The organism is Novosphingobium cyanobacteriorum (assembly GCF_029436685.1).
Taxonomy (GTDB): Bacteria; Pseudomonadota; Alphaproteobacteria; order Sphingomonadales; family Sphingomonadaceae; genus Novosphingobium; species Novosphingobium cyanobacteriorum.
This window is the reverse complement of sequence record NZ_JAROCY010000014.1, coordinates 61737-86471: the sequence shown is the minus strand read 5'-3', so window position 1 is coordinate 86471 and position 24735 is coordinate 61737. Positions and strand designations below refer to the sequence as shown.

Genomic DNA, 24735 nt, shown 5'->3' with positions numbered 1-24735 from the left:
TGCAGCGGATTGGGCACCGCCTGTGCCCGATGGGAGCGGGGTCTGCTGCGTAAGCCCGGGCCATGCGGTGCGGACGGGGTGGCTGGAACTGCTTTCCCCCGTTGCGATATCAATCAGTGCGGTGTGGATGGCTGTGATCCGGCACAGGTCTCGCCGGCGCTGACCGATCCCACCGCGCTGGGATGCGAAACTGCTTTACCGGTTGCCGACGTGGCTGGCCATTACCCCTCCACCACGCTTCGCGTGGTTCCCCTCCCCTTACAGGGGAGGATATTCGGGGCGCATGGGGAAGGAGGGTAGTTATTCCGGCCGCTCGCCCGCCATGGTCGTGCGGTACATTTCGCGCCGGAAGCCATCGTAATCGTTCGGCGCGAGGTGCAGCGCGGCGCGGTTGTCCCACATCGCGATCATGCCCGGTTCCCAGCGCAGGCGGCAGGTGAAGCCGGCCTGGGTGATGTGGCGGGTGAGAAAATCGAGCAGGGGGCGGCTTTCCGCCTCGGTCATCCCTTCGATGCCGACGGCATAGACTTCGTCGACATAGAGCGAGGGCAAGCCGGTGAAGGGGTGCGTGCGCACCAGCGGGTGGAAGTTGCCATTGAGCGCGGATGTGCGGCGGTCATCGGTGGCGAAGGCCATCGGTTTGCCGCTGATCTTTTCCTGCGTATAGACGTTCGCCTGTGCCGACATGTGCACCTTCAGCGGGCGCAGCATGGCCTGCATGGTGGGGCTGAGCATCCGCCAGGCGAGCTGGGTATCGGCCCAGGTGGTGTCTCCACCATAGGGCGGCACCTGCACCGCGCGCAGGATGGTGACCGAGGGCGGTTCATCAAGGAACGGGGAATCGGTGTGCCAGCCGCTGCCGAACAGCGCCTTGGTCTTGGTGTCCGCCTCCTTGATCAGCGGGTGGACATTGCGGTGCCCCTCCACGCCTTGCGTATAGGCATCGACCGCGAAGGGGCCGAAGCGGGCGCTGAAGGCTTCATGTTCGGAGTGCGTAAGGTGCTGGCCGCGCAGGAACACCATCTTGTGCCGCCAGAGCGCATCGCGGATTTCATCAAAGGCGGCGTCGGACAGATCATGCCCGAGGCGCACGCCGGTGATCTCGGCCCCCATCGCAGCGGTGAGCGGGTGCGCGACGATATGGGCATAGCTGCACGCCGCATTGTCGAAATCGCCCTGCGGGCTGAGCCTGACTTCGCGCATCCTGCCCCCTTCCTTGCCTTTTACCTATGCCGGGATCGCCGCCTCCAGCGCATCGGCCAGTTCCACCGGGCGCGACAGGTAGGGGCTGTGATCGGCATCGAGCGTGACCACGCGCGCGCCGGGCGAGAACTGCTGCATCTTGCGCTGGCTGGCTATGGGAATGGTGCGGTCCTGCGTGCATTCCACATAGGTGCGCGGCAAGCGGCCCCAGCGTTCGGGCGTGACGTGAATCTTTTCGCTGCGCGGCCCGTGCGGTTCGGCAAGCAGGCGCGGCAGCACGGAGGTGACGGCTTCGGGCGGGGAAATCTGCGCGAAGACCTCTCCCGCGTGCGCGGTATCGATCTCTGTCGCCACGCCATCGTGAACCTTGCGGATGATCGCATCGAAGGCGGGATTGGGGCCTTCCATCTGCTTGAATTCGGCGCGGGAAAGGCCATCGGGCAGCATCATCGCACAGATATAGACCAGCGCGTCCATCGCGGCCGGATCGCGTTCGGCCGCCGTGCTGACCACCAGCCCGCCGCGGCTGTGCCCGGCGAGCACCACCGGGCCGCCACCCAGACGATCCTTCATGCTGCGGCAATGCTGCGCAGCAAAATCACCCCATCCGGCGAGCGTGACGGCCGCCATTTCCTGTGCCGTGCCGCCCATGCCGGGCAGCGTCGGCGCATCGACGAGGTGGCCCCGCGCGCGCAGGATTTCCGCAACCGGATCAAAGCACCAGCCACCATGCCAGGACCCGTGAACGAGGACGAAACCGGCCATCGGATCAGACCCGCATGGTGCCGAGCATGCCGCCATCGACGGCCCAGCTCTGCCCGGTGACGTGACTGGCCGCGTCGGACAGGAGGAAGGCGGCGACCTTGCCCAGTTCCTCGGGCTGGCCGGTGCGGCCCTGTGGCACAACCTTTGCCATCTGCGAGGCGGCTTCGGGCGGGAGGCTTTCCAGCAACGGCGTTTCGATCAGGCCGGGGACGATGCAGTTGCAGCGCACGCCGTGTTCGGCCGCTTCGTTCGCCACGGCGCGCGACAGGCCGAGCACCGCGTGCTTGCTGGCGACATAGCCGGCGTTCATCGGCAGGCCGCGTTCGCTGGCGAGGCTGCCGGTGACGAGGATGGCGCCGCTGCCGCGCGCCTTCATCGCGGGCAGCACGTGCTGGATTGCCCAGAAAACGCCCTTGAGATTGACCGTAATCACGGCGTCGAACGCCTCGTCAGGGTAGTGCTCAACCGGGGCGAACGTGCCGCCGATGCCGGCGTTGAGGAACAGGCCATCGATCGCACCATGGGTGGCAACCGCATGATCCAGCGCGGCCTGCAGCGCCGCCTTGTCGGCCACATCGGCTGCGGCAAAGGCGGTGCCGCCGCCCAGATCCTGCGCAGCCTGTTCAAGCAGCGCGGCACGCCGGGCGATCAGGGTGAGCCGCGCGCCGGCCTGGCGGCATATCGCGGCAGTGGCGCGGCCGATGCCGGAGGAGGCGCCGGTGATGACAATGTGCTTGCCGGAAAGATCGGTCACGCCGGTTTCCTTGCGATGAAGTCAGCCCACACCGCCGCCTCGGGCCGGTCCTTGCCATCGGGGGACCACTGCCGCTCCATCAGCGCGCGAGCCTGCGCTTCGGGCATGCCGCGCCTGTCACGGTTGAGGCGATAGAAGAAGGCGGAGACGCGCCAGTTCATGATGCAGTGGACGTGGACCGGATGCGGCCCCTGCTCCACCGCTGCGGCAAAGGCTGCGAAGTGGTCCTCGCCCGGCGCGTCAAACGGCACGGGGATGTGGGTGTAGGCAATGCCATGCGCGGCTAGCTTCGCCCCCTCTTCCGCCAGCGCCTCGGGATGGGTTTCCAGCGCAAGGTTGACGACATGGCGCACACCGATGGCGGCAAGGCGCGCCACGTCCTTTTCCTCGATCCGGCCGGACGTGGTGGTCTGGCTGTCGAGCCGCTGCCACGCCCGGATATCGGCCGGATCACTGGCCATGGAATCAGGCCAGCCCGAGCACGCGCGCGGCGTTGTCCTTCATGATGCCGGGCAGGACTTCTTCCTTGAAGCCCACCTGCAGCGCGGCATCGATCCACTTCTGCGGGTGGATCAGCGGGAAATCCGACCCGAACAGCATCTTCTTGCGCAGCTGCGTGTTGGCATACTGGATGATCTGCGGCGCGAAATACTTCGGGCTCCAGCCAGACAGATCGATGAAGACGTTGTCCTTGTGCAGGGCCATGGACAGGCTTTCATCCACCCACGGCCATGACGGGTGGGCAAGGATCACCTTCATGTCGGGGAAATCGGCGGCCACGTCGTCCACCAGCATGGGCTGGCCATACTTCAGCCGCACGCCGCCGCCGCCCTTCATCCCCGTGCCCATGCCCGAATGGCCGGTGTGGAAGATGGCGGGCAGCTTGTATTCGTTGATCACCTCATAGATCGCATACCCCACCTTTTCCGCGGGGTGGATGTTCTGCATGATGTGGTGGAACTTGAAGCCCTTGACCCCATAGTTCTCGATCAGGTCTCGCGCCTCGCGCGCGCCGAACTTGCCCTTGTGCGGGTCAATCGAGGCGAAGGCCATGCAGATGTCATCATTCTTCAGCGCCATTTCGGCGACTTCGTAGTTCGACACGCGCTTGGCGCCGATGCCGCTTTCGCAGTCCACGGTGAACATGCAGAAGGCGATCTGCTGTTCGCGGTAGATCTCAACGATCTCCGGCATCTTGGGCCGTTCACGCGGGGCCTTGAAATAGGCGCTGGCCGCATCGAAGAACTGGCCCATCACCGGGTCTTCGGGATCATGGCACGAGACCTCCGCATGGACGTGGACGTCGATCGCCTTGATCTTGGACAGGTCGATGGGCACCGGTTCATTCCTTCGGTTGTGCAGGATCGCAGCAGCCCCGCCATCATTCAGCGAGGCTGCCGCGATAATCAGGCGGGGATCAGACCAGAGCGTCCTTCTTGACGGTGATCACCTGGCTGTAGGTGAACTCCTTCAGGCCCTCGATGCCGTATTCTGCGCCGAAGCCGGACTGCTTGTGCCCGCCGAAAGGCGCAAAGGGCGAAAGGTGCAGGAACTCGTTGATCCACACCGTGCCGGTTTCGAGCTGCTCGGCGATCTTCACGCCGCGCTCGGTGTCCTTGGTCCACACCGCACCGGCCAGGCCATAGTCCGAGTTGTTGGCGCGGGCGATGACCTCGTCATCGCTCGAGAACTTCATCAGCGGCATGACCGGGCCGAACTGTTCCTCGGCCACGATGCGCGCGTCCTCGGGCGGATTGTCAAGAATGGTGATCGGCACGTAGTAGCCCGAACCCGAAGGATCGACATCGCCGCCGACGAGGAACTTGTAGCCGTTATCCTTGGCGTCCTGGATCAGTTCGCACACGCGTTCGAACTGCTTCTTGTTCTGGATCGGCCCCACGCCGGTGCCCTGTTCGGACCCATCGCCCACCTTCACGGTCTTGGCGTATTCGGCAATCGCCTTCGACAGATCGTCGTAGATGTCCTCATGGATGTAGACGCGCTTGGCCGCCACGCAGATCTGGCCGGCATTGGTGAAGCTCGACCAGAACAGCTGCTCGGCCACCTTTTCCACGTCGGCATCGGGCAGCACGATCGAAGCGTCGTTGCCGCCCAGTTCCAGCGTGATGCGCTTGAGGTCCTTCGACGCGCCTTCCATGATGCGCTTGCCGGTGGCGGTGGAGCCGGTGAAGGTGATCTTGTCGATATCCGGGTGCGAGGTCATCATCGGGCCCAGCGCGTCTTCGCCGGTGATGATGTTCACCACGCCCGCGGGCACGATGTCCTTGATCAGCTCGGCAAACTTGAGCGCGGTAAGCGGCGTGAACGGCGAAGGCTTGAGCACGATGGTGCAGCCCGAAAGGATCGCCGGCGCGATCTTCTGCACCGCCATCAGGATCGGGAAGTTCCACGGCACGATGCCCGCGACCACGCCCACCGGCACGCGGCGCGTGCGGCTGAGACGCGTGTCGCTGTCTTCGTTGATCGTTTCTTCCAGGGTCAGCGTGGACTGCGCGTTCATCACGCCGATGCAGGCGCCGATCTCGTTCTGCGCCTGGTGGTGGGGCTTGCCCTGCTCGCTGGTGAGCAGGCGATAGAACTCCTCGAAGTTCGCCTCGATGGCGGAGGCCATGGCGCGAATCACGGCACGGCGATCATCGACCGGGGTCTTGGACCAGGTCTTGAACGCAGCGCGCGCAGCGGCCACGGCGCGGTCCAGTTCGGCTGCACCACAGGCGGGAACCTGCGCGATGACCTGTTCATTTGCGGGATTGATCACATCGAGCGTAGCCTCGGTAGTGACCAGCTCGCCATTGATGAGATTGGGGTAAAGCTGCGTCATGAAACTCTCCACAGGTTATGATTACTCTATCATATAGCAATCTTCTCAGCGGCCTTCCAGCGCCTTGTCCTCGTTCGCCCGCTTGATCAGGTAAAGCCGGATTGCCTCGACATCATCCGGCTTCAGGGCCGACTTGAACGAGACCATGCCGTTCTCGTGCAGGGCGCCATCGATCACAACCGTCTTGATGCCTTCGGGCGAATTGATTGCGCCCGAATGACGCAGATCAGGGTTCAGCCCGCCCGCCACCGCAGCATCGCCGTGGCAGACGTTGCAGTACCGGCCATAGAGGTCACCCCCCCTGGCGATCTGTTCGGGCGTGCCCGAAACCGGCGGCGGATCGAGCACCATCTTGTTCGGCGCCGGCGGTGCGGGCAGTTGGCCCTTGGCGCCCAGTTTGAACACCAGCAGGCGGCTGATGTTGCGTTGTGCCCCGCCCTTGTGCGCGAGGATGCCGGTGGCGACATCCCACACCCCGCCCCAACCGGCCAGCACGGCGACATACTGTTCGCCATTGATCGAATAGGTCATGGGCGCGGCGATCACCCCGGTCTGCACCGGGAAAGACCAGAGCTTCTGGCCCCTGTCCGCGCTGAAGGCCAGGAACTGGCCCTGCGCATTGCCCTGGAAAACGAGATTGCCCGCCGTCGAGAGGATGCCGCCGTTCCACGGCGAAACCTGGTCAACGCGCCATGCTTCCTTGCCGGCGGCCACGTCCCACGCGATCAGCGCGCCGGTGGTGGCCTTCATCGCCCCATCACGCGCACCCTTGTCCGCCGGCATGGCCGTGGCAAAGCCATCCAGCGCGGTCTGGAAACCGATCGACGAAGGCTGCCAGTCCTTTGCCGCCATATAGGGGAAGGCGGCGATGTTGGCGGGGATATAGAGCAGGCCGGTTCTGGGGCTGAAGCTTTGCGGCTGCCACGAATGCGCGCCGCCCGCGCCGGGCAGGCTGATAAACGGCTTTCCGGTCTTTTCATAGCGCGCATCGGGGTTGATGTCGGGCCTGCCGGTGACGGGATCGATCGACTTGGCCCAGTTCACCGGCACGAACGGCTTGGCCGACAGGAACTTGCCGGTCTTGGCGTCGAGCACATAGACGTGGCCGTTCTTGGGCGCGTGGATCGCCACGTGCTGCATCTGGCCGTTGATCTTGATGTCGGCCAGGGTGATCTGGGCGTCGCTGTCGAAGTCCCAGCGATCCTCGGGCGTTTCCTGGAAGTGCCAGGCGTATGCGCCGGTGTCGGCATTCACCGCCACGATCGACGAGGTGTAGAGGCTGTCTCCCGAACGGCCCGCAGCGGCCGGGTTCCACGGCTCGGCATTGCCCGTTCCGAAAAGGATCAGGTTGTTGGCGACGTCATAGGTGATCGAATCCCACACGGTGCCGCCACCGCCCAGTTTCCACCATTCCCCGCCCCAGGTCTTGGCAGCGGCTTCCATCGCCTTGTTTTCGAAGCCGTCCTTCGGATTGCCAGGCACGGTGTGGAACTTCCACACTTCCGCGCCGGTCTGCGTGTCATAGGCGGCGATATAGCCACGCGCCTTGTACTCCGCGCCGCTGGCGCCGATGATCACCCGGCCCTTCACGATGCGCGGCGCGCCGGTGATGGTGTAGTCCTCCTGATTGGGGACCACGGTCTTTTCAAACACGACCTTGCCGGTCTTCTGGTCCAGCGCGACGAGCCGGCCATCAAGCGTGCCGACATAGACCTTGTCACCATAGAGCGCGACGCCACGGTTCACCGCATCGCAGCAGGCGCGCACCAGGGTTTCGCGCGGCACCTTGGGATCATAGGCCCACAGTGGCTTGCCCGAGGCCGCATCGAACGCCTTGACCATGGACCAGGCGGTGGAGACATAGAGCACGCCATTGTGGACCAGCGGCGTCGCTTCCTGCCCCCGGGCGGTGTCGAGATCGCTGAACCAGGCGAGGCCGAGCTGGCCCACGTTCTGATCGGTCAGGATCGTCAGCGGAGAGAAGCGCTGCTCGCCATAATCGCGGCCATAGCTCAGCCATTCCTCGTCCGGCGGGGTCTGGATGAGGGCGTCTGTCACCCCGGCCTGCGCCGCCCCCGTGGCCGCACCCCCGTTGCCAAGACCGCAGGCCGTCACGGCAAGCGCCAGCGCCGATGCCGCACCCAGAATGCCAATAAGCTTCATCCGCATACCTTTGGACCCTCTCCGCCGCCCGGTGTCTCCCGGGTCAGTTGACCATGCGCTGGCTGTCGCCCCAGTATTTGGTGCGCAGCGCTTTCTTGTCCATCTTGCCCGCTGCCGTGCGCGGAATCGAGTCCACAAATTCAACGGACTTGGGCGCCTTGACCCCGCCCAGACGCTCCTTGGCATAAGCGATGATCTCTGGCCCCGAAATGCCTTCTGCCACCACCACGGCGTGGACCTGTTCGCCCCACTTTTCATGCGGGATGCCAAACACGCAGGCTTCGCGCACCTGGGCCAATTCCGTTACGGCAGCCTCGACTTCGGCGGTGAACACGTTGAACCCGCCGGACACGACCATGTCCTTCTTGCGGTCGACGATGTAGAGGTAACCGTCCTTGTCGAACTTGCCGACGTCACCGGTGTGGTGCCAGCCGAACTTGCGGATCTCGGCGGTCTCCTCGGGCTTTTCGAAGTAGGAATGGGTGACGAGCGCGCCGCGCACGCAAATCTCGCCAGCCTCGCCCAGCGGCACCTGATTCCCGTCGTCGTCCATCAGCGCGACCTTGATCGACCGAGTCGGCTTGCCGCACGCGGCGAGCTTTTCGGGCGCTTCGTAGGCGAACCTGGCCACGTCCTCGGGCGGGAACCACGCCACGATCATCGGGCATTCGACCTGGCCATAGGACTGGCACATGGCGGGTCCGAAAATCTCCACCGCCTGGCGCAGCTTTTCCGGGCTGCAGGGCGAGCCGACGAGGATGAAGATGCGCAGGCTGGAATAATCGTGGCTGCCAATCTCCGGGCTGGCGAGCAGCTGGTACATCGCCGTGGGCGGCAGGTACATGTGCGTGACCTTGTGCTCCGCAATGGTGCGCAGCACGCGCTCGGCATCAAAGCCGGGCAGGATCACCTGCGTGGCGCCAAGGCTCAGCGTGGAAAGCGCGATCGGGCCCGCCGCGTGGGTGATGGGCGCGGAAACCAGCGCCACGGGTGCATCGGTCCGCCCACCCATGCCATCGGCCGCGGTTTCGATCATCGTGCCCCAGCCGAGATTGGTCACGTTCGCGCCCTTCGACGGGCCGGTGGTGCCGCCGGTGGGGAAGATGCCGACCATGTCCATCAGGTTGCCGAAGGCGTCGATCTCGGGCTCGACGAAGTCGGCCCCGCTCACGTTGGCCATGAATTCCTCGAGGCTGGGATCGTCGCCCATCCGCCGGTCAAGGCAGACGAAGTTTTCGAGCGTGGGGCACAGGTCCTTGAGCTGCTGCACCTCGTCCGCCTTGGACGAGTGGTAGACCATCCATTTCAGCCGCACATAGTTGATGTAGGCGGCGTTGGCGTCGATCGCGTTGCGGGTGTTGACCGGGATCCATTTACCGTTCGCGCGCCACATTGCCAGCAGCACCACCAGCAGCATGCCATCGTTGGGGCCATAGAGGCCGAGCAGGTCCTGGTTCTGGAACCCGCCCTTCTGCAGAGCGGCGGCGATCCGTTCCGACAGGGCCCTGGTCTGCGCGAAAGTCAGCTTCAGGCCGGTTTCGGTATCGACGATGGCAAGGCGCTGCGGATCGCGGTCGTGGCCACGGTCGAAATAATCGATGGCGCGCATTGTCTTCCGGGCTCCCACTGGCAATATTGTTTGTACTACATACTAATTGTGACAGAGCACCGGTCAAGCCGCCATGCCCACGCGGGCAACATTTGGCGCATGTGCAAGGGCGCGGAAATGGACTCCCGCGCCCAATGGTTTCACCTGGTGGCACTGCCTCAGCGCGTGGCCATGCTCCAGCGGAACAGGTGCGCACGGCCCGAAAGCGGCGCCGGCACCTTTTCTTCGCGCAGCACGCGCAGTCCCCTGGCGGCGAGGAGGCCGCGCAGCGCAACGTAATCGCTCCAGCGGGTCAGGCCTTCCACCCGCGCCGCACCGGGATGGGCGCGCAGCTGCGACCAACCGCGCGCCAGATCGATGCCCTGCCCCATTGCAAAGGCTCGGGATTCGGCGATGCGGCTGTCATGGATCACCAGCGCCTCGCCACCCATCGCGGCAAGGGCCGGAGTCGCGGCAGACACACCGGCCAGCGCGCCCGCTTTCAGCACGCTCCTGCGGTTCACGCGCATCAGCCCGCCTTCCCCAGGTATTTAGACACTGCGTCCAGCTCCGCATCGGTCAGGTCCACGCGGGTCTGCGCGGGCATCGCGCCCTTGCCCATGCGCACCACCGCCTTCACGTAATCCGCGGTCAGGTCGGTACGGTTGGCGAGCAGGCCCTTGTCGGGCGTTTCGCCCACCATCAGGCGCTGCTTGGTCAGCAGGTTGGTGCCCATGCCGCCGTTCAGGTGGCAGTAGCCGCAATGCACCTCGAACAGCGTCCTGCCGTCGCCACCGGGCTTTGTGCGATCGCCCGCGGGCTCCACGGGGCGCAACTGGTAGGGCGGCGGCGGGCCGGGAGGCGGGCCCATCGGCCCGGGCGGCGCGGCGAGAACGGCGGTTGCAGTCACAGCCACGCTGGCGGCAAGGATCAGCGAGACACGCTTCATGCCTTGCCTCCCGCGTTCGCCTTGGCCCGCGCATCGGCATAGGCGGCCGGCCAGATTCCCTGCTTGCCCGGCGCGATGATCCCGTTGGGGTCCAGCGCGTTCTTCACCTTTTCGCCAAAGCGGCGCAGTGCGTTGTCGTTGAAATCGAACGTGTCCATCACCGGGTCCATCCAGCCGAGGTGCGTGCGGTATTCGGCATAGCCCGCCTTGGCCGTCTCCTTGATCAGCGCATCGAACAGGCGGCGCATCCTGGCCACTTCCTCGGCATTGTCGCGATCGTACATCAGCATGTTGACGTTGTTGGCAAAGCGCCCGCCGATGGTGAAGCTGGCATAGAAATCCACGTCGAATTCGGCGATGATCCTGCGGCTGCGCTGCTTCTGGTCGAGCACGTGCCTGCCCGTGGCCGGCACCACCGGGGAAAAGCCCATGTGCGCCCCGCGCCCGCCGACCCAGTCCGACATCTGCAGCGGCACCGCCGAAGGGATGCCCATCGTCGTCTCGACGCCATGGATGTAATCGCCGGTGTGCCACCAGTGCTCCGCCGGTGCGACATCGATGTTGCGCTTCATCGCCGCCTTGACCACCTCGGCCTTGGCCTTGACCACGCCTTCCTCTCCATAAAGACGCAGCGCGACCTGCCAGTAGCCCAGCTTGTGCTCCTTCAGCAGTTCCTGCACGCGCCATTCGGGGATGGCCGATGGCTTGTCCCAGAAATCCTTGCGCTGGCCCTTCAGCACCATCTTGCCCAGCCAGCTGGGGATGAACACGTTCTGGTCCACCAGCCCGGAGATCTTCAGTGGGGCGATCGTGTCGACCACCCAGCCGATGTCATCCTCGTTGGGGATGTCCCACACCAGTTCCAGCGAGCTTTCCGGCGCGGGCTGCAGCCACACGCCCGCCTTGGTCACCACGCCGAGGTTCGACTGGCTGAAGGCGAGGTCGAAGGTCGGGCCATAGCTCATCGGAAAGAGGTGCCAGGCCGGGTTGTCCTTCATCGCGCCCATGCCGGTGCGCATCAGGTCTCCATCGGGCAGCACCGCCTCGATCCCGCACAGGTTGCGTGCGTGCAGGCCATAGGGGGTGTAGCCGATACCGTGCTCAAGCGCGTTGCCCAGCACCGAGCCCCAGGCATTGCCAGGCACGCTCAGCCACAAGGGCAGCTTTTCGCGCTGGATCGCGTCATAGAGATCAAAGAAGCCGACCCCCGGTTCCACCACGCAGTAGGCCAGTTTTGGATCAAGCTCGAGAATGCGGTTCATCCGCCCGAGATCGAGCACGATCGAACCCGGCAGGCGCGGCGCGGCGGTGCCGTAGCCCAGGTTCTTGCCGCGCGCCACGGGCCACAGCGGCGTCTTGTACTGGTTGGCCAGCCGCACGATCGCGCGCACTTCCTCAACGCTGCCGGGTGCGATGGCGGCGCTGGCCGGCCACTCCTCGGGATTGCCGGGGGCATAGATGTCCGAATAGGCGTCGCGGTCCGCGTCGGTGGCCATCACCCAGTCCTTGCCCACCACGCCGGCCGCGGCCTGAAGCATGGCGTCGAACTGTTTAGGGCTGACGCGGGGTGGCAGGTGCAGTTTCACCAGCTGTCTCTCCCGTTCAATTTTCTAACAATTGTTATTGTTCTATCACGCGGGTGCAGGCCGTCAAGGGCAGGCGTTGGCCTGCCCGCATCCTGCCGGGCAAACCGGTTTCAGTGGGTGGGGTAGATATCCAGCACGATCCCCGCAGGCACCGCGTCCTGCGGCTGCAGCCGTGCGGCATCCGCCCGCGCCCGCGCCACGACGGCTGCAGGCACCGCGCCATGCAGCACCAGCGCATCGGCCTGCCCCAGCAGCCGCGCCTCACGCAGGGTCAGGTCATCGGGATCGTCGCTGCGCAGGGTGATGGCATGGCGGCCCTGCCCGCCCTTGCCCGCGCCGACCACCCATTCCTCCACCGCAGTGGCGGGCTGTTCGCGAAAGGGATCAAGCGCCCCGCCCTCTTCCAGCGCGGCGTCCAGCGCGCGGCGACGCTCGCTGCCCGTGGGCCACTTGCTGCGCATCGCGGCGCGCGCGGCGTAAAGCGCATCGGCCAGCGCGCCCAGCCCCTGTGGCAGCAGCCGTTCCAGCCGCAGGCGCAGCGCCTTGGCCATCCCGGCAGAGGCGCCGCCCGTGCCCACGGCGATCAGCACGGGTGCCCGATCGATGATCGATGGCGTGGTGAAATCGCACAGCGCGGGCCGGTCCACCACGTTGACCAGCAGCCCGGCACAGCGGGCGCGGATCGCATCGGCATTGGCCGCGCCTTCATCCTCATGCGCGATGAAGGCGATGCGCGCGCCCTTGTCGATGCCCTCGGCCAGGTCGTCGATCACGTGGGCCCCGGCGCGCTCCACCAGCCGCCGCTTGGCCTCCGCCGCCTCGCCATGCCCCAGCACCACCACCGGCTGCCCGGCAAGGCGATGGAACAGCGGAAGGCTGGGCAGCGTCATGTCAAGCCAGCCATTCCGGCACGCGCTCTGCGGCCAGGATCGTGGCAGGGTCGATGCGATCGGCCACCACTGCCCACTTCGCGCCATCGACCATCACTTCAGGCACCAGGGGCCTTGAGTTGTAGGTATTGGCCATCGTCGCGCCATAGGCGCCGGCCGTACGGAACACGGCGAGGTCGCCGCGCTCAACCGCGTCGATATCGCGCGCCATGGCAAAGGTATCGCTCGATTCGCAGATCGGGCCCACGATATTGGCGGTCATCCGTGGCCCGCGCGGTGCCACCGCCGCAAAATCGTGCCACGCGTCATAAAGTGCGGGCCGGGCCAGGTCGTTCATCGCGGCGTCAACCACCACCCACGGGCTGCCCACGCCTTCCTTCACGCGCACCACTTCGGTCACCAGCACGCCGGTGTTGCCGGTGATCACGCGGCCAGGTTCGAACATCAGCGTCACGTCCCAGTCACGCGTCACGCGCTGGACCATCGCGGCGTATTCGTCGGGCTGCGGGAACACGTCGCCCGCCTTGTAGGGCACGCCCACCCCGCCGCCGAGGTCCATGTGCGTTACCGCATGGCCCGCCGCGCGGATATCGCGCATCAGGCCGCCGACCTTGGTGAATGCGGCTTCCAGCGGCTCCAGCCGGCTCAACTGGCTGCCGATGTGCAGCGCCAGCGCGCGCATGGAGAGGCCCGGCGTCTGCGCCAGCCGCGCATAGATAGCGCCCGCACGGTCGAACGGCACGCCGAACTTGTTCTCTGCCTTTCCGGTGGAGATCTTGCCGTGCGTGCCCGCGTCCACATCCGGGTTCACGCGCAGCGCGCAGCGTGCGGTCTTGCCAAGGCGCACGGCGATCTCGGCCAGTTCCAGCCCTTCTTCCTCGCTTTCAAGGTTGAACTGCCCGATCCCGGCCAGCAGCGCGCGCTCAAGTTCCGCGGCCGTCTTGCCCACGCCGGAGAACACCACGCCATCCGGGTCCATCCCCGCCGCCAGCGCCCGCTCCAGCTCTCCGCCGGAAACCACGTCCGCGCCATAGCCTTCGGCCGCCAGCACCTTGAGCACGGCCAGGTTGGGGTTCGACTTCACCGCAAAGGCGATGCGCACGCTGGGCAGGATCGACAGCGCATCGCGGAACACCCGCGCATGGCGGGTCAGCGTGGCGCGCGAATAGACATAGACGGGCGTGCCCACCTGGGCCGCGATCGCGGGCAGCGGCACATCCTCGGCGTGCAGCACGCCGTCCACATAATCGAAATGGTCCATCGGAAACTCTCGAAGAAATCTTATTGTTCGGGCGGGAGGTCGAACGGATCGTCCTCTCTCGGTTGCGACCGGCTGCGCAGCTCCACGCTGCGCTGCGGTTTTGCCTGCACGGGCGGTTTCAGCAGGTCATCCGCAGTGGGTTTGGTCTCGCGGCCATAGGGCGCGGGCGGCAGGCCCGCCGCCGCCACGGGCATCAGCTCGCGCCGGTTGCCGCACGCGGACAGCGCCAGCGTCGCCGCGGTAACCAGCAGGACGGTGGTGCGGGCAGATGCCATCGCGGCGTTACTCCTCAAGCCCCAGCGCCACGCGCGCCTGGGCAACGCGCTTGCGTACCTCAACCGGCGCGGTTCCGCCATGGCTGGCGCGTGCGGCCACGCTCGCCTCCACCGAAAGCGCGGCGAACACGCGCTCATCGATACGCGCGTCGATCGCCTTCAGGTCCTCCAGCGGCAGCTGGTCCAGCGCCACGCCCCGGCTTTCCGCCAGCTTCACCGCGCTGCCGGTGATGTGGTGCGCCTCACGGAACGGGATGTTCGCCTGCCGCACCAGCCAGTCGGCAAGGTCGGTTGCGGTGGCATAGCCCAGTTCCGCCGCGCCGCGCATGCGCTGGGTGCGGAACGCCGCCTCGGCCACCATGCCGGTCATCGCGGCGATCGACAGGGCCAGCAGACTTGCCGCCTCGAACACCGGCGGCTTGTCGTCCTGCATGTCCTTGGAATAGGCCAGCGGCAGCCCCTTCATCGTGATCATCAGCGCGGTGAGGCAACCCACGATCCGCCCCGAATGGCCGCGCACCAGCTCGGCCGCATCAGGGTTCTTCTTCTGCGGCATGATCGAGCTGCCGGTCGAAAGGCTGTCGGGCAGGGTGACGAAGCCGAAGGGCTGGCTGGCCCAGATGATGAACTCTTCCGCCAGACGCGACAGGTGCAGCGAACACTGCGCCGCCGCCATCAGGTAATCGAGCGCGAAGTCCCGGTCAGAGACCGAATCGAGGCTGTTGTCGGTCGGCGCGTCGAAGCCCAGCGCCTCAGCGGTGCGGAAGCGATCGATGGGAAAGCCCGTGCCCGCCAGCGCCGCCGAGCCCAGCGGGCAGCGGTTCATCCGCGCGCGCGCATCGGCAAAGCGCGACCGGTCGCGCCCGATCATCTCGTAATAGGCCATCAGGTGATGCCCCAGCGTGACCGGCTGCGCGGTCTGCAGATGGGTGAAGCCGGGCATGATGCTCTCGGCATGTTCGCCCGCGCGGCTGACCAGCGCCACCTGCAGCTGCTTCAGCCCCAGCTCTGCCTGATCCATCGCATCGCGCACCCACAGGCGGAAATCGGTCGCCACCTGGTCGTTGCGGCTGCGCGCGGTGTGCAGCCTTCCCGCCGCCGCGCCGATCAGCTCGGCCAACCGGCTTTCGGTGGTCATGTGGATGTCTTCAAGGTCCCAGTTCTCCGGAACCCCGTTCGCTTCATACTCCGCAGCGACCTTGTCCAGCCCTTCGGCGATCAGCTGCGCGTCATCGGCGGAAACGATGCCCTGCGCGCCCAGCATGCCCACATGGGCCTTTGACGCGGTGATGTCCTGCCGCCACAGCGCCTTGTCGAACGGAATCGAGGCGTTTATCTCGCGCATGATTGCCGAGGGGCCGGCTGCGAACCGCCCGCCCCACATCTGGTTGGAGCCCGAATTGCCGCTCATGTCCCTGCGCTCGCCCGCCTTGCTGCTGATGCCCGTGGCCCTTCTGGCCGCGGGGTGCGATAGGCAAAGCCCCGGGCCTGCGCAACCGCAGAGCGACGCTTCCGCCTCATCCGCAGCGCAAGGGGCCTCTGCAGAGACCGACAAACAGTTCAACGGGACGCTCGATATCGCCAGCCGTGGCGCCGCCATGCCCGATTTCGGCTTCACCGATCCCGCCGGCCGCCGCATCTCCAGCGCGGAGCTGAAGGGCAAGCCGGTGCTGGTGAACCTGTGGGCCACGTGGTGCGGGCCATGCGTGCTGGAAATGCCGATGCTCGATTCGCTGGCCGAAAAGCACAACGACAAGCTGGCGGTGGTGACCGTGGCGCAGGATCAGGACCAGGAGAAGGTCGCCAGGTTCTTCGCCGACCAGCAGTTCCGCCACCTCAAGCCGTGGCTGGACCCGGACATGCAGCTGTCCGACCACTACAAGACCGGCGTGCTGCCCACCACTGTGCTCTATGACAAAGACGGCAAGGAAGTGTGGCGCATGGTCGGCGCGCATGACTGGGCCAATTCCCGCACCGAGGCGATGCTGGCCGATACGCTGGGGGGGTGATCCCCCCAACCTCAGTCCTCGAAGATCGCCACCGCGCGCGTCCAGCCGGCCGAAGCACCCTCGATCTTCGCCGGGAAGCAGCTGACGGTGAAGCCATTGCCCGGCAGCACTTCCAGGTTGTGCAGCTTTTCGAGGTGGCAGTACCCGATGTCACGCCCGGCCTTGTGCCCTTCCCAGATCAGCGAGGTGTCGCCCGTCTCGGCCACCTTCTTCGCGGTGTGGACGAAGGGCGCGTCCCAGCTCCACGCGTCAGTGCCGGTCACCCGCACGCCGCGGCTGGTGAGGTACATCGTCGCCTCATAGCCCATGCCGCACCCGCGGCTGACATAGTCGGGATCGCCCAGCGCCTTGCCGGCCGCGGTGTTCACCAGCACGATATCGAGCGGCTGCAGATCGTGGCCGATCCGCTTCAGCTCGTCCTCAACGTCCTGCGCCGTCACCACATAGCCATCGGGGAAATGCCGGAAATCCAGCTTCACACCGGGCTGGAAGCACCATTCCAGCGGGATCTGGTCGATCGTCAGCGCAGGCTTGCCGCCATCCTGCGTGGGATGGAAGTGCCAGGGCGCATCCAGGTGCGTGCCGTTGTGCGTGGTCAGCTTCACCCATTCCGCCGCTGCAAAGCCCGCGCCATCGGGCGTCTGCTCGGCGGTCACGCCCGGAAAGAAGTGGCCCAGCTCCGGCAGCGTTTCGGCGTGCTGCTGATAGGTGATCTCGGGCCGCAGGAACGGCGGATCACTCACCACGTCGTTGCAGAGCGTGATCGATATATCGACGAAACGGCGAGCCATGCGCATCCTCGGGGTTGTGGTTGGCGGCAAGCATATCCGAATGAACGCTCCATTTCCACCCCCCGGACATCGGCTTCAAGATGTATTTGTAATACACATTCCATTTTAGTATGGCGGGTGGACATGCAGCAGAGAGGCGGCAACGCGCCGCCCGTGCGGGAGATGCCATGAACGCCGTCCGTCAGTTTTACCGGGACCTCACGCTGAAGCCGCAGGGCTTCACCATGGTCGTCGCCGCTTTCCTCCCGGTCTTCGCCATCATCGCGATGTTCCCGGTGGTCGCCGCGATCATCGGCCATTTCAAGGACGATCCCGATGCGGCAATCAAGGTGCCACAGATGGTTACCGCGCCGGGCTATGCCATCGCCCTGCTCTCGCCCTTCGCGGGCCTGATCGCCGACAAGTTCGGCCGCCGTCGCCTTCTGCTCGCCTGCACGTTCTTCTATGGCATCGTCGGCGCAGCGCCGTTCCTGATGGATGACCTGGACCACATCATCGCCTCGCGCATCCTGCTGGGCGTGTGCGAGGCCGGTATCCTCACCATCATCAACACCCTGATCGGCGACTACTGGGATGACAAGGGCCGCCGGAACTGGCTGATGCTGCAGGGCATCGTCGGCCCCTTCCTGCAGCCGGCGGTGTTCTTCCTTGTCGCAGCGGTTGCCGCGGTGCGATGGAACGGTGGCTTCCTGGTCTATCTTGTCGCGTTCCCGATCTTCATCGCCATGTTCTTCTTCATGTTCGAACCGCAAAAGCCAGAAGCCGCGAAGCCCGAAGCCGGAAATGCGAGCGCCGGTCCAGCGGCCTCGAGCGCCTTCCCGCTCAAGGAAGCGCTGATGGTGGCCTCGCTCACGCTTTTCGCCTCGATCCTCTATTACGTGTTCATCGTGAACGGCTCGATCGCCTGGGCAGAAATCGGCGTGAACGATCCCATGGCCGTGACCAAGGCAACCGCCATCCCGGCGCTGTTCGTCTGTTTCGGCGCCTTTGTCTTCCGCCTGATGTCACGCTTTGGAAACGCGGCTCAGCTTGCTGCGATGCTGGGCTTCCTCGGTATTGGGCTGGCCGGGATCGGTCTCGCCCACTCGGTCTTTGCGATGCAGGTGGGCCTCGCCTTCCAGCAGACCGGCGCAGGCATGGCCGTGCCCGCGCTGATCGCCTGGGCGCAGACCAAGTTCGGCTTCGCGCATCGCGGCCGCGGCATGGGCATCTGGAGCAGCGCGTTCTTCCTTGGCCAGGCGATTTCGCCCCAGATCGTTGGCCGAATCGCAACCGGCGCGGGCAGCATGCAGGGCGCATTCCTGGTCACCGGCATGATCGCCCTGGCGGCGGCGGTCGCCGGTCTCCTGATCGCCAGCCGCACCCAGCCGCAGCCGGCTGCGGCCTGAAGCCGGAACTGCATCCCGGGCGGACCTCTACCGCCCGGGCGTCAACCGTCCGGACTGACCGAGAGCTCCAGCCCGGCCACCGCGATGGCGCGGCTCGTCACGAGCGTTCGCTTTGCTGGATCGGGGAAGATCGCCACGCGGCGATGGTGGGCGGTGACGGGCTCGAACCGCCGACCCTCTCGGTGTAAACGAGATGCTCTACCAACTGAGCTAACCGCCCGCCTGCGTGGAGGGCGGGCTATTGCTTGGTTTCCTGCGGTTGGTCAAGGGGGTAGCGCGCAGAGTTGTGCGGCGGCATGAAGCATTGAAATGCGCCTGTTGCCTAAGCCATCAGGCGGTAGCCCACCCCCGGCTCGTTGCGGATCGCGCTGTTTTCGACATCGACATCCTCAAGCTTGCGGCGAACACCGCGGGCGGCGACGCGCAGGTATTCCACATCGCTTTCGTGCCCTGCCCCCCACACCGCGCGCAGCAGCTGTGCGTGCGAGACGACACGGCCGGGGTGGCGGCACAGTTCGGCCAGGAAGCCGTATTCCTTGGGCGTCAGGTGAACTTCCTCCCCATCGCGGGTAACGCGGCGAGCGCCGAGATCGACCCGGACCTGCGCGAACGACACGATGGTCTCGGTTCCTTCGCTGCGGCGCCGGGCGCGCAGGGCGGCGCGGATGCGGGCATGAACTTCATGCGTGTCGAAAGGCTTCGTCACATAGTCATCAGCGCCAAGATCGAGCGCGGCGACCTTTTCCTCGGTAGAATCACGCGCGGATACGACCAGCAGCGCGGCGTCGGTCGCCTTGATCAAGGGTACGAGTTCCAGGCCATCGCGATCGGGCAGGCCGAGATCGAGCAGGACGACATCGGGCTTGTCGATCGCGAGGGCCGCCAGAGCGGCACGCGCGTTTTCCGCCTCGACAACGTGGTATCCGGCATGGCCAAGGCTGCCGCGCAGCAGCCTGCGGATGGCCGCTTCATCATCGACCACGAGTGCCTTGATGGGAATGGTCATGCGTCCTCGCTCACAGTCCTGAGGTGGCTTTCCGGAAAGCGGATCGTAAAGCAGGCGCCGGTTGCGTCGGGCCGGTTAGAGGCCACCACTTCAAGTCCCATGGCTGTGCAGAAACCCCGGACTATGGCCAGTCCCAGCCCGGTGCCTCCCTTCCTGTCCGAGCCTTCCAGCCGCGTGAAGGTTTCGAACACGAGCGACTCCATCCCGGCCGGCAGACCGGGCCCGGAATCGAGGACCGTGAGTTCGAGTTCCCTGTTCCTGCGCCCAGCCGCAATGATGGCCGCAATGATGATCGGTCCGTTCATGCCGCCGTGGCGCACCGCGTTTTCGATCAGGTTGATCAGGCAGTGATGGAAAAGGCGGGGATCGACCATGACGAGCGGAAGGTCGGCGGCGATATCGATCTGCACAGCCCGATCCGCGATCGCGCCGCGCAGATCCTGGACTGCGCTGGCAACGGCCTCTGCCAGGTCCACCGGCTCGATGGCGAGCGCGATGGCGCCGGCTTCCACCCGCACCATGTCGAGCAGATTGGAAACGAAGCGCTGCAACCGTTCGCCTTCAGCGCGCGCCAGACCAAGGATTTCCCGCTGTTCTTCGTCCAGCGGGGTCAACGCGCGGAGGAACCCCAGCACCGCCGTGAGCGGCGTGCGCAGATCGTGGCTGACCGACGAGAGGAGTGCTGCGCGCAGGCGATCGCGCTCTTCCAGCGTGCGGATGCCGGCGGCCTCGCTCTCCAGCTGTATGCGCTGCAGGGCGAGCGCAGACTGATCGACCAGGCTGCCGAGCAGCGGAAGCTGATCGGGCCGGACAGGCAAGGTGGCGTCTGGGCGAGCGACCCCGAACACGCCCAAGGCGCGGTTGCTGGCGGCAAGAGGGGTGAACAGCCATTCGGACGCGGTCAGGGTGCTGGAGCCGCGGCCGGCCGGCTGGCCATTATCGAAGCTCCATCGCGCGGCAGCGTGGTCCAGCAGTTCAAGATGGCAGTCGGCAGGTTCGCCGGTGCGCACGGCAAGCCCCTCAACCCCGGGCAGCAGCAGCACCGTGCGCGCATCGAGCAGCCTTGCAGCTTCACCACAGAGCGCCCGTGCCAGCTCGTCCGGCTCGCTGATACCGTTCAGGCGGCGCGCGAATCCGGCGAGGGCCGCGCTTTGTCGGGCATTGCGGGCAGCGAGCAGCGCCTGCGCGCGCAGGCGGGCGGTGAGCTGGCTGGCGACGACTGCAACCAGCAGGAGAACGCCGACGGTGATGAAATTCTGAGGGTCGGCAATGGTGAAGGTGCCGGTCGGCGGGATGAAATAGAAGTTGTAGGCAAGCGTGGCCACGAGACCGGTGACCACGCCGGTGAGTAGCCCATAGCGCGTTGCGACGAGCAGCACGGGCAGCAGGTAAAGCAGGGCGACATTGGTGATGTTGTTGCCGGCGACCGCAATCGCCCGCCCGACGATGGTGACGAGTGCAGTCGCGGCGAGCCCCGGCACGAGGCCTGTGGGCATCGCCGGCACCTTTGGCAGGGCGCATTTCCCGCCGGGGGCGGGGGCGACCGTCTGGACCACATGGAGGGACAGGCCCGGCAGGCGGCGGGCCAATGGCTGGATATGGAGCCGTTGCTGCCACGGCCAGCGCCGGGGCTGCGGCTTGCCCACAACCAGCATGGTGGCGCGGGTATCGGCGACTGCGTCGGCCAGACCTTCAACAACGCTGGAGCCGGACAGAGAGAGCACCTGCCCGCCGAGCTGGACCGCAAGATGCATCGCGTCCGCCAACTGCGCCGCTGACGCCGCATTGCGCTCTCGCGCGGTTTCAACATGGACGGCCGTCCAGGGCGCACGCAGGGCATCGGCCAGCCGCTTGCCCGCACGGACCACTTCGGGAGCGGCAGGGTTCGCGCCCACGGCCACCAGCAACCTTTCGCCGACGGCCCAGGCTCCGACTGTTGCCGAAGCCCGCAGGTCTTCCAGCATCTGGGCATCGACCGTCTGCGCCGCCCGCCGCAGCGCGAGTTCGCGCAAGGCGGAGAGGTTGGACTTCGAGAAGAAATGGCCGAGTGCGCGAGCCGCTTCCTGCGGGACATAGACCTTGCCGGCCTTCAGGCGGGCGATCAGTTCGTCTGGCGGAAGATCGACGACCTCGATCTCGGCATTGTCGAGAACCCGGTCCGGGACGGTCTCGCGCACGCGCACCCTGGTGAAGGATGCGACAAGATCGTTGAGGCTTTCGACATGCTGGATGTTGAGCGTTGTCCAGACGTCGATCCCGGCGGTGAGCAGTTCCTCGACATCCTGCCAGCGCTTGTCGTGGCGGCTGCCGGGCGCATTGGTGTGGGCCAGTTCATCGACCAGCACGAGCGCAGGGCGGCGGTGGAGGATCGCGTCTATGTCCATCTCGGCCAGCGACTGGCCACGGTGCGGAACCACCGCGCGGGGGATGACCTCGAACCCCTGAAGTTGTGCCTCGGTATCCGCGCGGCCATGGGTCTCGACCACGCCGACAACCACGTCGACGCCGGTGAGGCGCTGCGCCGCGGCATCACCGAGCATCTCGTAAGTCTTGCCGACACCCGGCGCCGCGCCGAGGAAGACCTTCAGCCGCCCCTGCCCGGCGCGGGTCGCCGCGCGCAGCAGGGCATCGGGATCGGGTCGGGCAGCGTTCACGATGGCCTGTGTGCGCCCGAAGCCGTCATCGCGTCCAGCGCAAGGTTGAGCTGCAGGACATTGACCCGAGGTTCACCAAGGACACCGAAAAGGGGCTGTTCGACATGCGCTTCGACAAGTGTTCGCACGGTGGCCTGGTGCAGGTGCCGATTGGCCGCAACGACCGGGATCTGGTAAAAGGCCGCCTCGGGGCTGATATGGGGGTCCAGCCCCGAGGCGGAGGTTGTCACCAGGTCAGGTGGAACGGTGGCTCCCGGTGAAGTGGGCATGGCCTTCAACGCATCGCGCACGCGGGATTGCAGCGCCTGCGAAGCAGGGCCGAGGTTGGAGCCGGACGAAGCCGAAGCATCGTAGCCGCTGCCGGCCGCGGAGGGGCGGCCGTGGAAATAGCGCGGGGAGGCAAAACCCTGGCCGATCAGGCGGGAGCCGACGACCTTGCCATTGACGGCGAGCAGGCTGCCATTGGCCTGCGCCGGAAAGGCCACCTGCGCCACGGCGGTGATCGCGGCAGGATAGGCAAGGCCGAGCAACAGGGCGAACAGGCCTGTCATGACCAGGGCCGGACGCAGGCTGGACGCGAATTCCTTGAGCATCGGAATGTCCTTCAGGCGAGATGAAGCGCGGCAACGGCGACGTCGATCGCCTTGATGCCGATGAACGGTGCGAAGAGGCCGCCAATCCCATAGACCCCGAGGTTGCGCGCAAGCAGCGACCCCGCATCCATAGGCCGGTATCGAACGCCCTTGAGCGCCAGCGGCACGAGCACCGGGATGATCAGCGCGTTGAACATGATCGCCGACAGGATGGCGCTTTGCGGACTGGCGAGGCCCATCACGTTGAGGGCGCCAAGCTGCGGGTAGAGCGCGATGAACATGGCCGGGATGATCGCGAAATACTTCGCGACGTCGTTGGCGATGGAAAACGTGGTCAGCGCGCCGCGTGTCATCAACAGCTGCTTGCCGAGGCCGACGATCTCGATCAGCTTGGTCGGATCACTATCGAGATCGACCATGTTGCCAGCTTCGCGCGCGGCCTGGGTGCCGGTGTTCATGGCCACGCCGACATCGGCCTGTGCCAGCGCCGGAGCATCGTTGGTGCCATCGCCGCACATGGCGACGAGCTTGCCACCCTGCTGTTCACGACGGATCAGCGCCAGCTTGTCCTCTGGCGTCGCTTCGGCAAGGAAATCGTCCACGCCGGCTTCGGCGGCGATGGCTGCGGCGGTCAGGGGATTGTCGCCAGTGATCATCACCGTGCGGATGCCCATGCGGCGCAGCTCGGCAAAGCGATCGCGGACCCCGGCCTTGATCACGTCCTTGAGCGCGACGACGCCGAGCAGCACGCCGTCTGCCGCGACTGCCAGCGGTGTCTGCCCGGCACGGGCGATGGCTTCTGCCGCATTGCGCAGTTCGGCAGCGACAGCGCTTCCTGCGGGCTGCGGATTGGCGCGCAGGATCGCATCGACGGCGCCCTTCTGGACAGTCCGCCCACCGACCACGATGCCCGATATGCGCGTCTGCGCCGTGAACGGGATGACTTCGGCATCGGCGGGAATGCCGTGGTGCGTCATGCCGTGCAGCTCTGCCGCAAGGCGCACGATCGAGCGCCCCTCGGGCGTTTCGTCCGCCAGGCTGGCGAGCAGCGCCGCTTCGGCCAGGGTTTCAGGCATGACGGCGGCAAGCGGCAGGAACTGGCTGGCCTGCCGATCACCGATGGTGATCGTGCCCGTCTTGTCGAGCAGCAGCACGTCGACATCGCCCGCCGCCTCCACCGCGCGGCCAGACTTGGCGAGGACGTTGAAGCGGACAAGCCGATCCATGCCGGCGATGCCGATGGCCGAAAGCAGCGCGGCAATGGTGGTGGGGATCAGCGTGATGAGCAGCGCCGCGAGGATCGCCACCGGGATGCGCCCGCCGGCATAGCTGGCGAAGGCGGGGATGGTGCCCACCGCGATCAGGAAGATCAGCGTCAGCCCCACGAGCAGGATGGTCAGCGCAATCTCGTTCGGCGTCTTCTGGCGCTGTGCGCCTTCGACCAGCGCGATCATGCGATCGAGGAAGCCCTGTCCCGGCTCCTGCGTGACCCGCACGACAATGCGATCGGAAATCACCCGCGTGCCGGCGGTCACGGCGCTGCGGTCGCCCCCCGCCTCGCGGATCACGGGCGCGCTTTCACCGGTGATGGCGGCCTCGTTGACGCTGGCGACGCCCTCAATCACTTCACCATCGGCCGGGATGAGATCACCGGTTTCGACGACGACCGTATCCCCGCGCTTCAGGGCGGCGGCGGCAACCGTTTCGCCGGAGGGCAGCCGGGCGACGAGATCTGACTTGGTGGCGCGCAGCGAGGCTGCCTGCGCCCGTCCGCGCCCTTCGGCCAGCGCTTCGGCAAACGTGCCGAACAGAACCGTAAGCCAGAGCCAGACGATCAGCTGGAGCTGGAAGCCGACTGACAGCCCGCTGCCACCCAGTGGCAGGAGTACGGTGAGCAGCGCAGCGACCACGGCGGTGGTGAACAGCACCGGGTTCCTGATCAGTTCGCGCGGGTGCAGCTTGCCCACGGCATCGCCGATTGCAGGCAGGACGAGTTCGCGCGAGAACATGGATGTTGC

Annotated in this window: 22 protein-coding genes and 1 tRNA gene; 2 read left to right on the top strand and 21 right to left on the bottom strand. The window is 66.1% G+C overall.

Annotated elements, in window-relative coordinates; translation table 11 throughout:
- Positions 1-300 precede the first annotated feature (300 nt).
- From POM99_RS14960 to argH, 15 genes are all read right to left on the bottom strand, one after another.
- Positions 301-1203: a TauD/TfdA dioxygenase family protein gene (locus POM99_RS14960; protein WP_277279232.1), complete on the bottom strand. Its 903-nt coding sequence runs from the start codon at positions 1201-1203 to the stop codon at positions 301-303.
- A gap of 24 nt (positions 1204-1227) precedes the next feature.
- The gene (locus POM99_RS14955) at positions 1228-1968 is read right to left on the bottom strand and encodes an alpha/beta fold hydrolase (protein WP_277279230.1); all 741 of its coding nucleotides are present in this window, start codon (positions 1966-1968) and stop codon (positions 1228-1230) included.
- Positions 1969-1972: 4 nt separating this feature from the next.
- Positions 1973-2722, bottom strand: coding sequence for an SDR family NAD(P)-dependent oxidoreductase (locus POM99_RS14950; RefSeq protein ID WP_277279228.1), 750 nt, complete (start codon positions 2720-2722; stop codon positions 1973-1975).
- Positions 2719-3183 (bottom strand): protein tyrosine phosphatase family protein, encoded by a 465-nt coding sequence (locus POM99_RS14945; RefSeq protein WP_277279226.1) that lies wholly within the window; start codon positions 3181-3183, stop codon positions 2719-2721. The genes POM99_RS14950 and POM99_RS14945 overlap by 4 nt, the downstream gene beginning before the upstream one ends.
- Before the next feature lie 4 nt (positions 3184-3187).
- Positions 3188-4060 carry an amidohydrolase family protein gene (locus POM99_RS14940; protein WP_277279224.1) on the bottom strand — a complete coding sequence of 291 codons (873 nt, stop codon included), beginning with the start codon at positions 4058-4060 and terminating at the stop codon, positions 3188-3190.
- Positions 4061-4139: 79 nt separating this feature from the next.
- Positions 4140-5564, bottom strand: coding sequence for an aldehyde dehydrogenase family protein (locus POM99_RS14935; protein WP_277279222.1), 1425 nt, complete (start codon positions 5562-5564; stop codon positions 4140-4142).
- 45 nt (positions 5565-5609) lie between these two features.
- Positions 5610-7727 (bottom strand): PQQ-dependent dehydrogenase, methanol/ethanol family, encoded by a 2118-nt coding sequence (locus tag POM99_RS14930; RefSeq protein ID WP_313792140.1) that lies wholly within the window; start codon positions 7725-7727, stop codon positions 5610-5612.
- Between the two features lie 43 nt (positions 7728-7770).
- Positions 7771-9336, bottom strand: a complete 1566-nt coding sequence (locus tag POM99_RS14925; protein WP_277279218.1) for an AMP-binding protein — start codon at positions 9334-9336, stop codon at positions 7771-7773.
- 158 nt (positions 9337-9494) lie between these two features.
- On the bottom strand, positions 9495-9845 hold the full coding sequence (locus POM99_RS14920) for a hypothetical protein (protein WP_277279216.1): 351 nt from the start codon (positions 9843-9845) through the stop codon (positions 9495-9497).
- Positions 9845-10264 carry a c-type cytochrome gene (locus POM99_RS14915; RefSeq protein WP_277279214.1) on the bottom strand — a complete coding sequence of 140 codons (420 nt, stop codon included), beginning with the start codon at positions 10262-10264 and terminating at the stop codon, positions 9845-9847. Before POM99_RS14915 ends, POM99_RS14920 begins: the two co-directional genes overlap by 1 nt.
- Positions 10261-11850 (bottom strand): FAD-binding oxidoreductase, encoded by a 1590-nt coding sequence (locus POM99_RS14910; protein WP_277279212.1) that lies wholly within the window; start codon positions 11848-11850, stop codon positions 10261-10263. The genes POM99_RS14915 and POM99_RS14910 overlap by 4 nt, the downstream gene beginning before the upstream one ends.
- A 110-nt stretch (positions 11851-11960) precedes the next feature.
- A complete protein-coding gene (locus POM99_RS14905; protein WP_277279210.1) occupies positions 11961-12740 on the bottom strand; it encodes a precorrin-2 dehydrogenase/sirohydrochlorin ferrochelatase family protein in 780 nt (259 codons plus the stop codon).
- A 1-nt stretch (position 12741) separates the two neighbouring features.
- The gene (gene lysA / locus POM99_RS14900) at positions 12742-14001 is read right to left on the bottom strand and encodes a diaminopimelate decarboxylase (RefSeq protein ID WP_277279208.1); all 1260 of its coding nucleotides are present in this window, start codon (positions 13999-14001) and stop codon (positions 12742-12744) included.
- Positions 14002-14021: 20 nt separating this feature from the next.
- Positions 14022-14276 (bottom strand): hypothetical protein, encoded by a 255-nt coding sequence (locus POM99_RS14895; RefSeq protein WP_277279206.1) that lies wholly within the window; start codon positions 14274-14276, stop codon positions 14022-14024.
- Between the two features lie 7 nt (positions 14277-14283).
- The gene (gene argH / locus POM99_RS14890; RefSeq protein WP_277279343.1) at positions 14284-15660 is read right to left on the bottom strand and encodes an argininosuccinate lyase; all 1377 of its coding nucleotides are present in this window, start codon (positions 15658-15660) and stop codon (positions 14284-14286) included.
- Positions 15661-15715: 55 nt separating this feature from the next.
- Between argH and POM99_RS14885 the strand changes: the two genes are divergently transcribed.
- Positions 15716-16285: a TlpA family protein disulfide reductase gene (locus POM99_RS14885; RefSeq protein WP_277279204.1), complete on the top strand. Its 570-nt coding sequence runs from the start codon at positions 15716-15718 to the stop codon at positions 16283-16285.
- 11 nt (positions 16286-16296) lie between these two features.
- On the opposite strand, the gene POM99_RS14880 is transcribed toward POM99_RS14885, so the two are convergent.
- Positions 16297-17076 carry a cyclase family protein gene (locus POM99_RS14880; RefSeq protein WP_277279202.1) on the bottom strand — a complete coding sequence of 260 codons (780 nt, stop codon included), beginning with the start codon at positions 17074-17076 and terminating at the stop codon, positions 16297-16299.
- Positions 17077-17243: 167 nt separating this feature from the next.
- Between POM99_RS14880 and POM99_RS14875 the strand changes: the two genes are divergently transcribed.
- Positions 17244-18464, top strand: a complete 1221-nt coding sequence (locus POM99_RS14875) for an MFS transporter (RefSeq protein WP_277279199.1) — start codon at positions 17244-17246, stop codon at positions 18462-18464.
- Positions 18465-18608: 144 nt separating this feature from the next.
- On the opposite strand, the gene POM99_RS14870 is transcribed toward POM99_RS14875, so the two are convergent.
- The 5 genes from POM99_RS14870 to kdpB form a co-directional block, all read right to left on the bottom strand.
- Positions 18609-18684 (bottom strand) — tRNA-Val (locus POM99_RS14870).
- Between the two features lie 102 nt (positions 18685-18786).
- Positions 18787-19470: a response regulator gene (locus tag POM99_RS14865; protein ID WP_277279197.1), complete on the bottom strand. Its 684-nt coding sequence runs from the start codon at positions 19468-19470 to the stop codon at positions 18787-18789.
- The gene (locus POM99_RS14860; RefSeq protein WP_438823019.1) at positions 19467-22127 is read right to left on the bottom strand and encodes a DUF4118 domain-containing protein; all 2661 of its coding nucleotides are present in this window, start codon (positions 22125-22127) and stop codon (positions 19467-19469) included. Before POM99_RS14860 ends, POM99_RS14865 begins: the two co-directional genes overlap by 4 nt.
- Positions 22121-22717: a potassium-transporting ATPase subunit KdpC gene (kdpC, locus tag POM99_RS14855; RefSeq protein WP_277279193.1), complete on the bottom strand. Its 597-nt coding sequence runs from the start codon at positions 22715-22717 to the stop codon at positions 22121-22123. Before kdpC ends, POM99_RS14860 begins: the two co-directional genes overlap by 7 nt.
- 11 nt (positions 22718-22728) lie before the next feature.
- Positions 22729-24726 (bottom strand): potassium-transporting ATPase subunit KdpB, encoded by a 1998-nt coding sequence (gene kdpB / locus POM99_RS14850; RefSeq protein ID WP_277279342.1) that lies wholly within the window; start codon positions 24724-24726, stop codon positions 22729-22731.
- Positions 24727-24735: the final 9 nt, after the last annotated feature.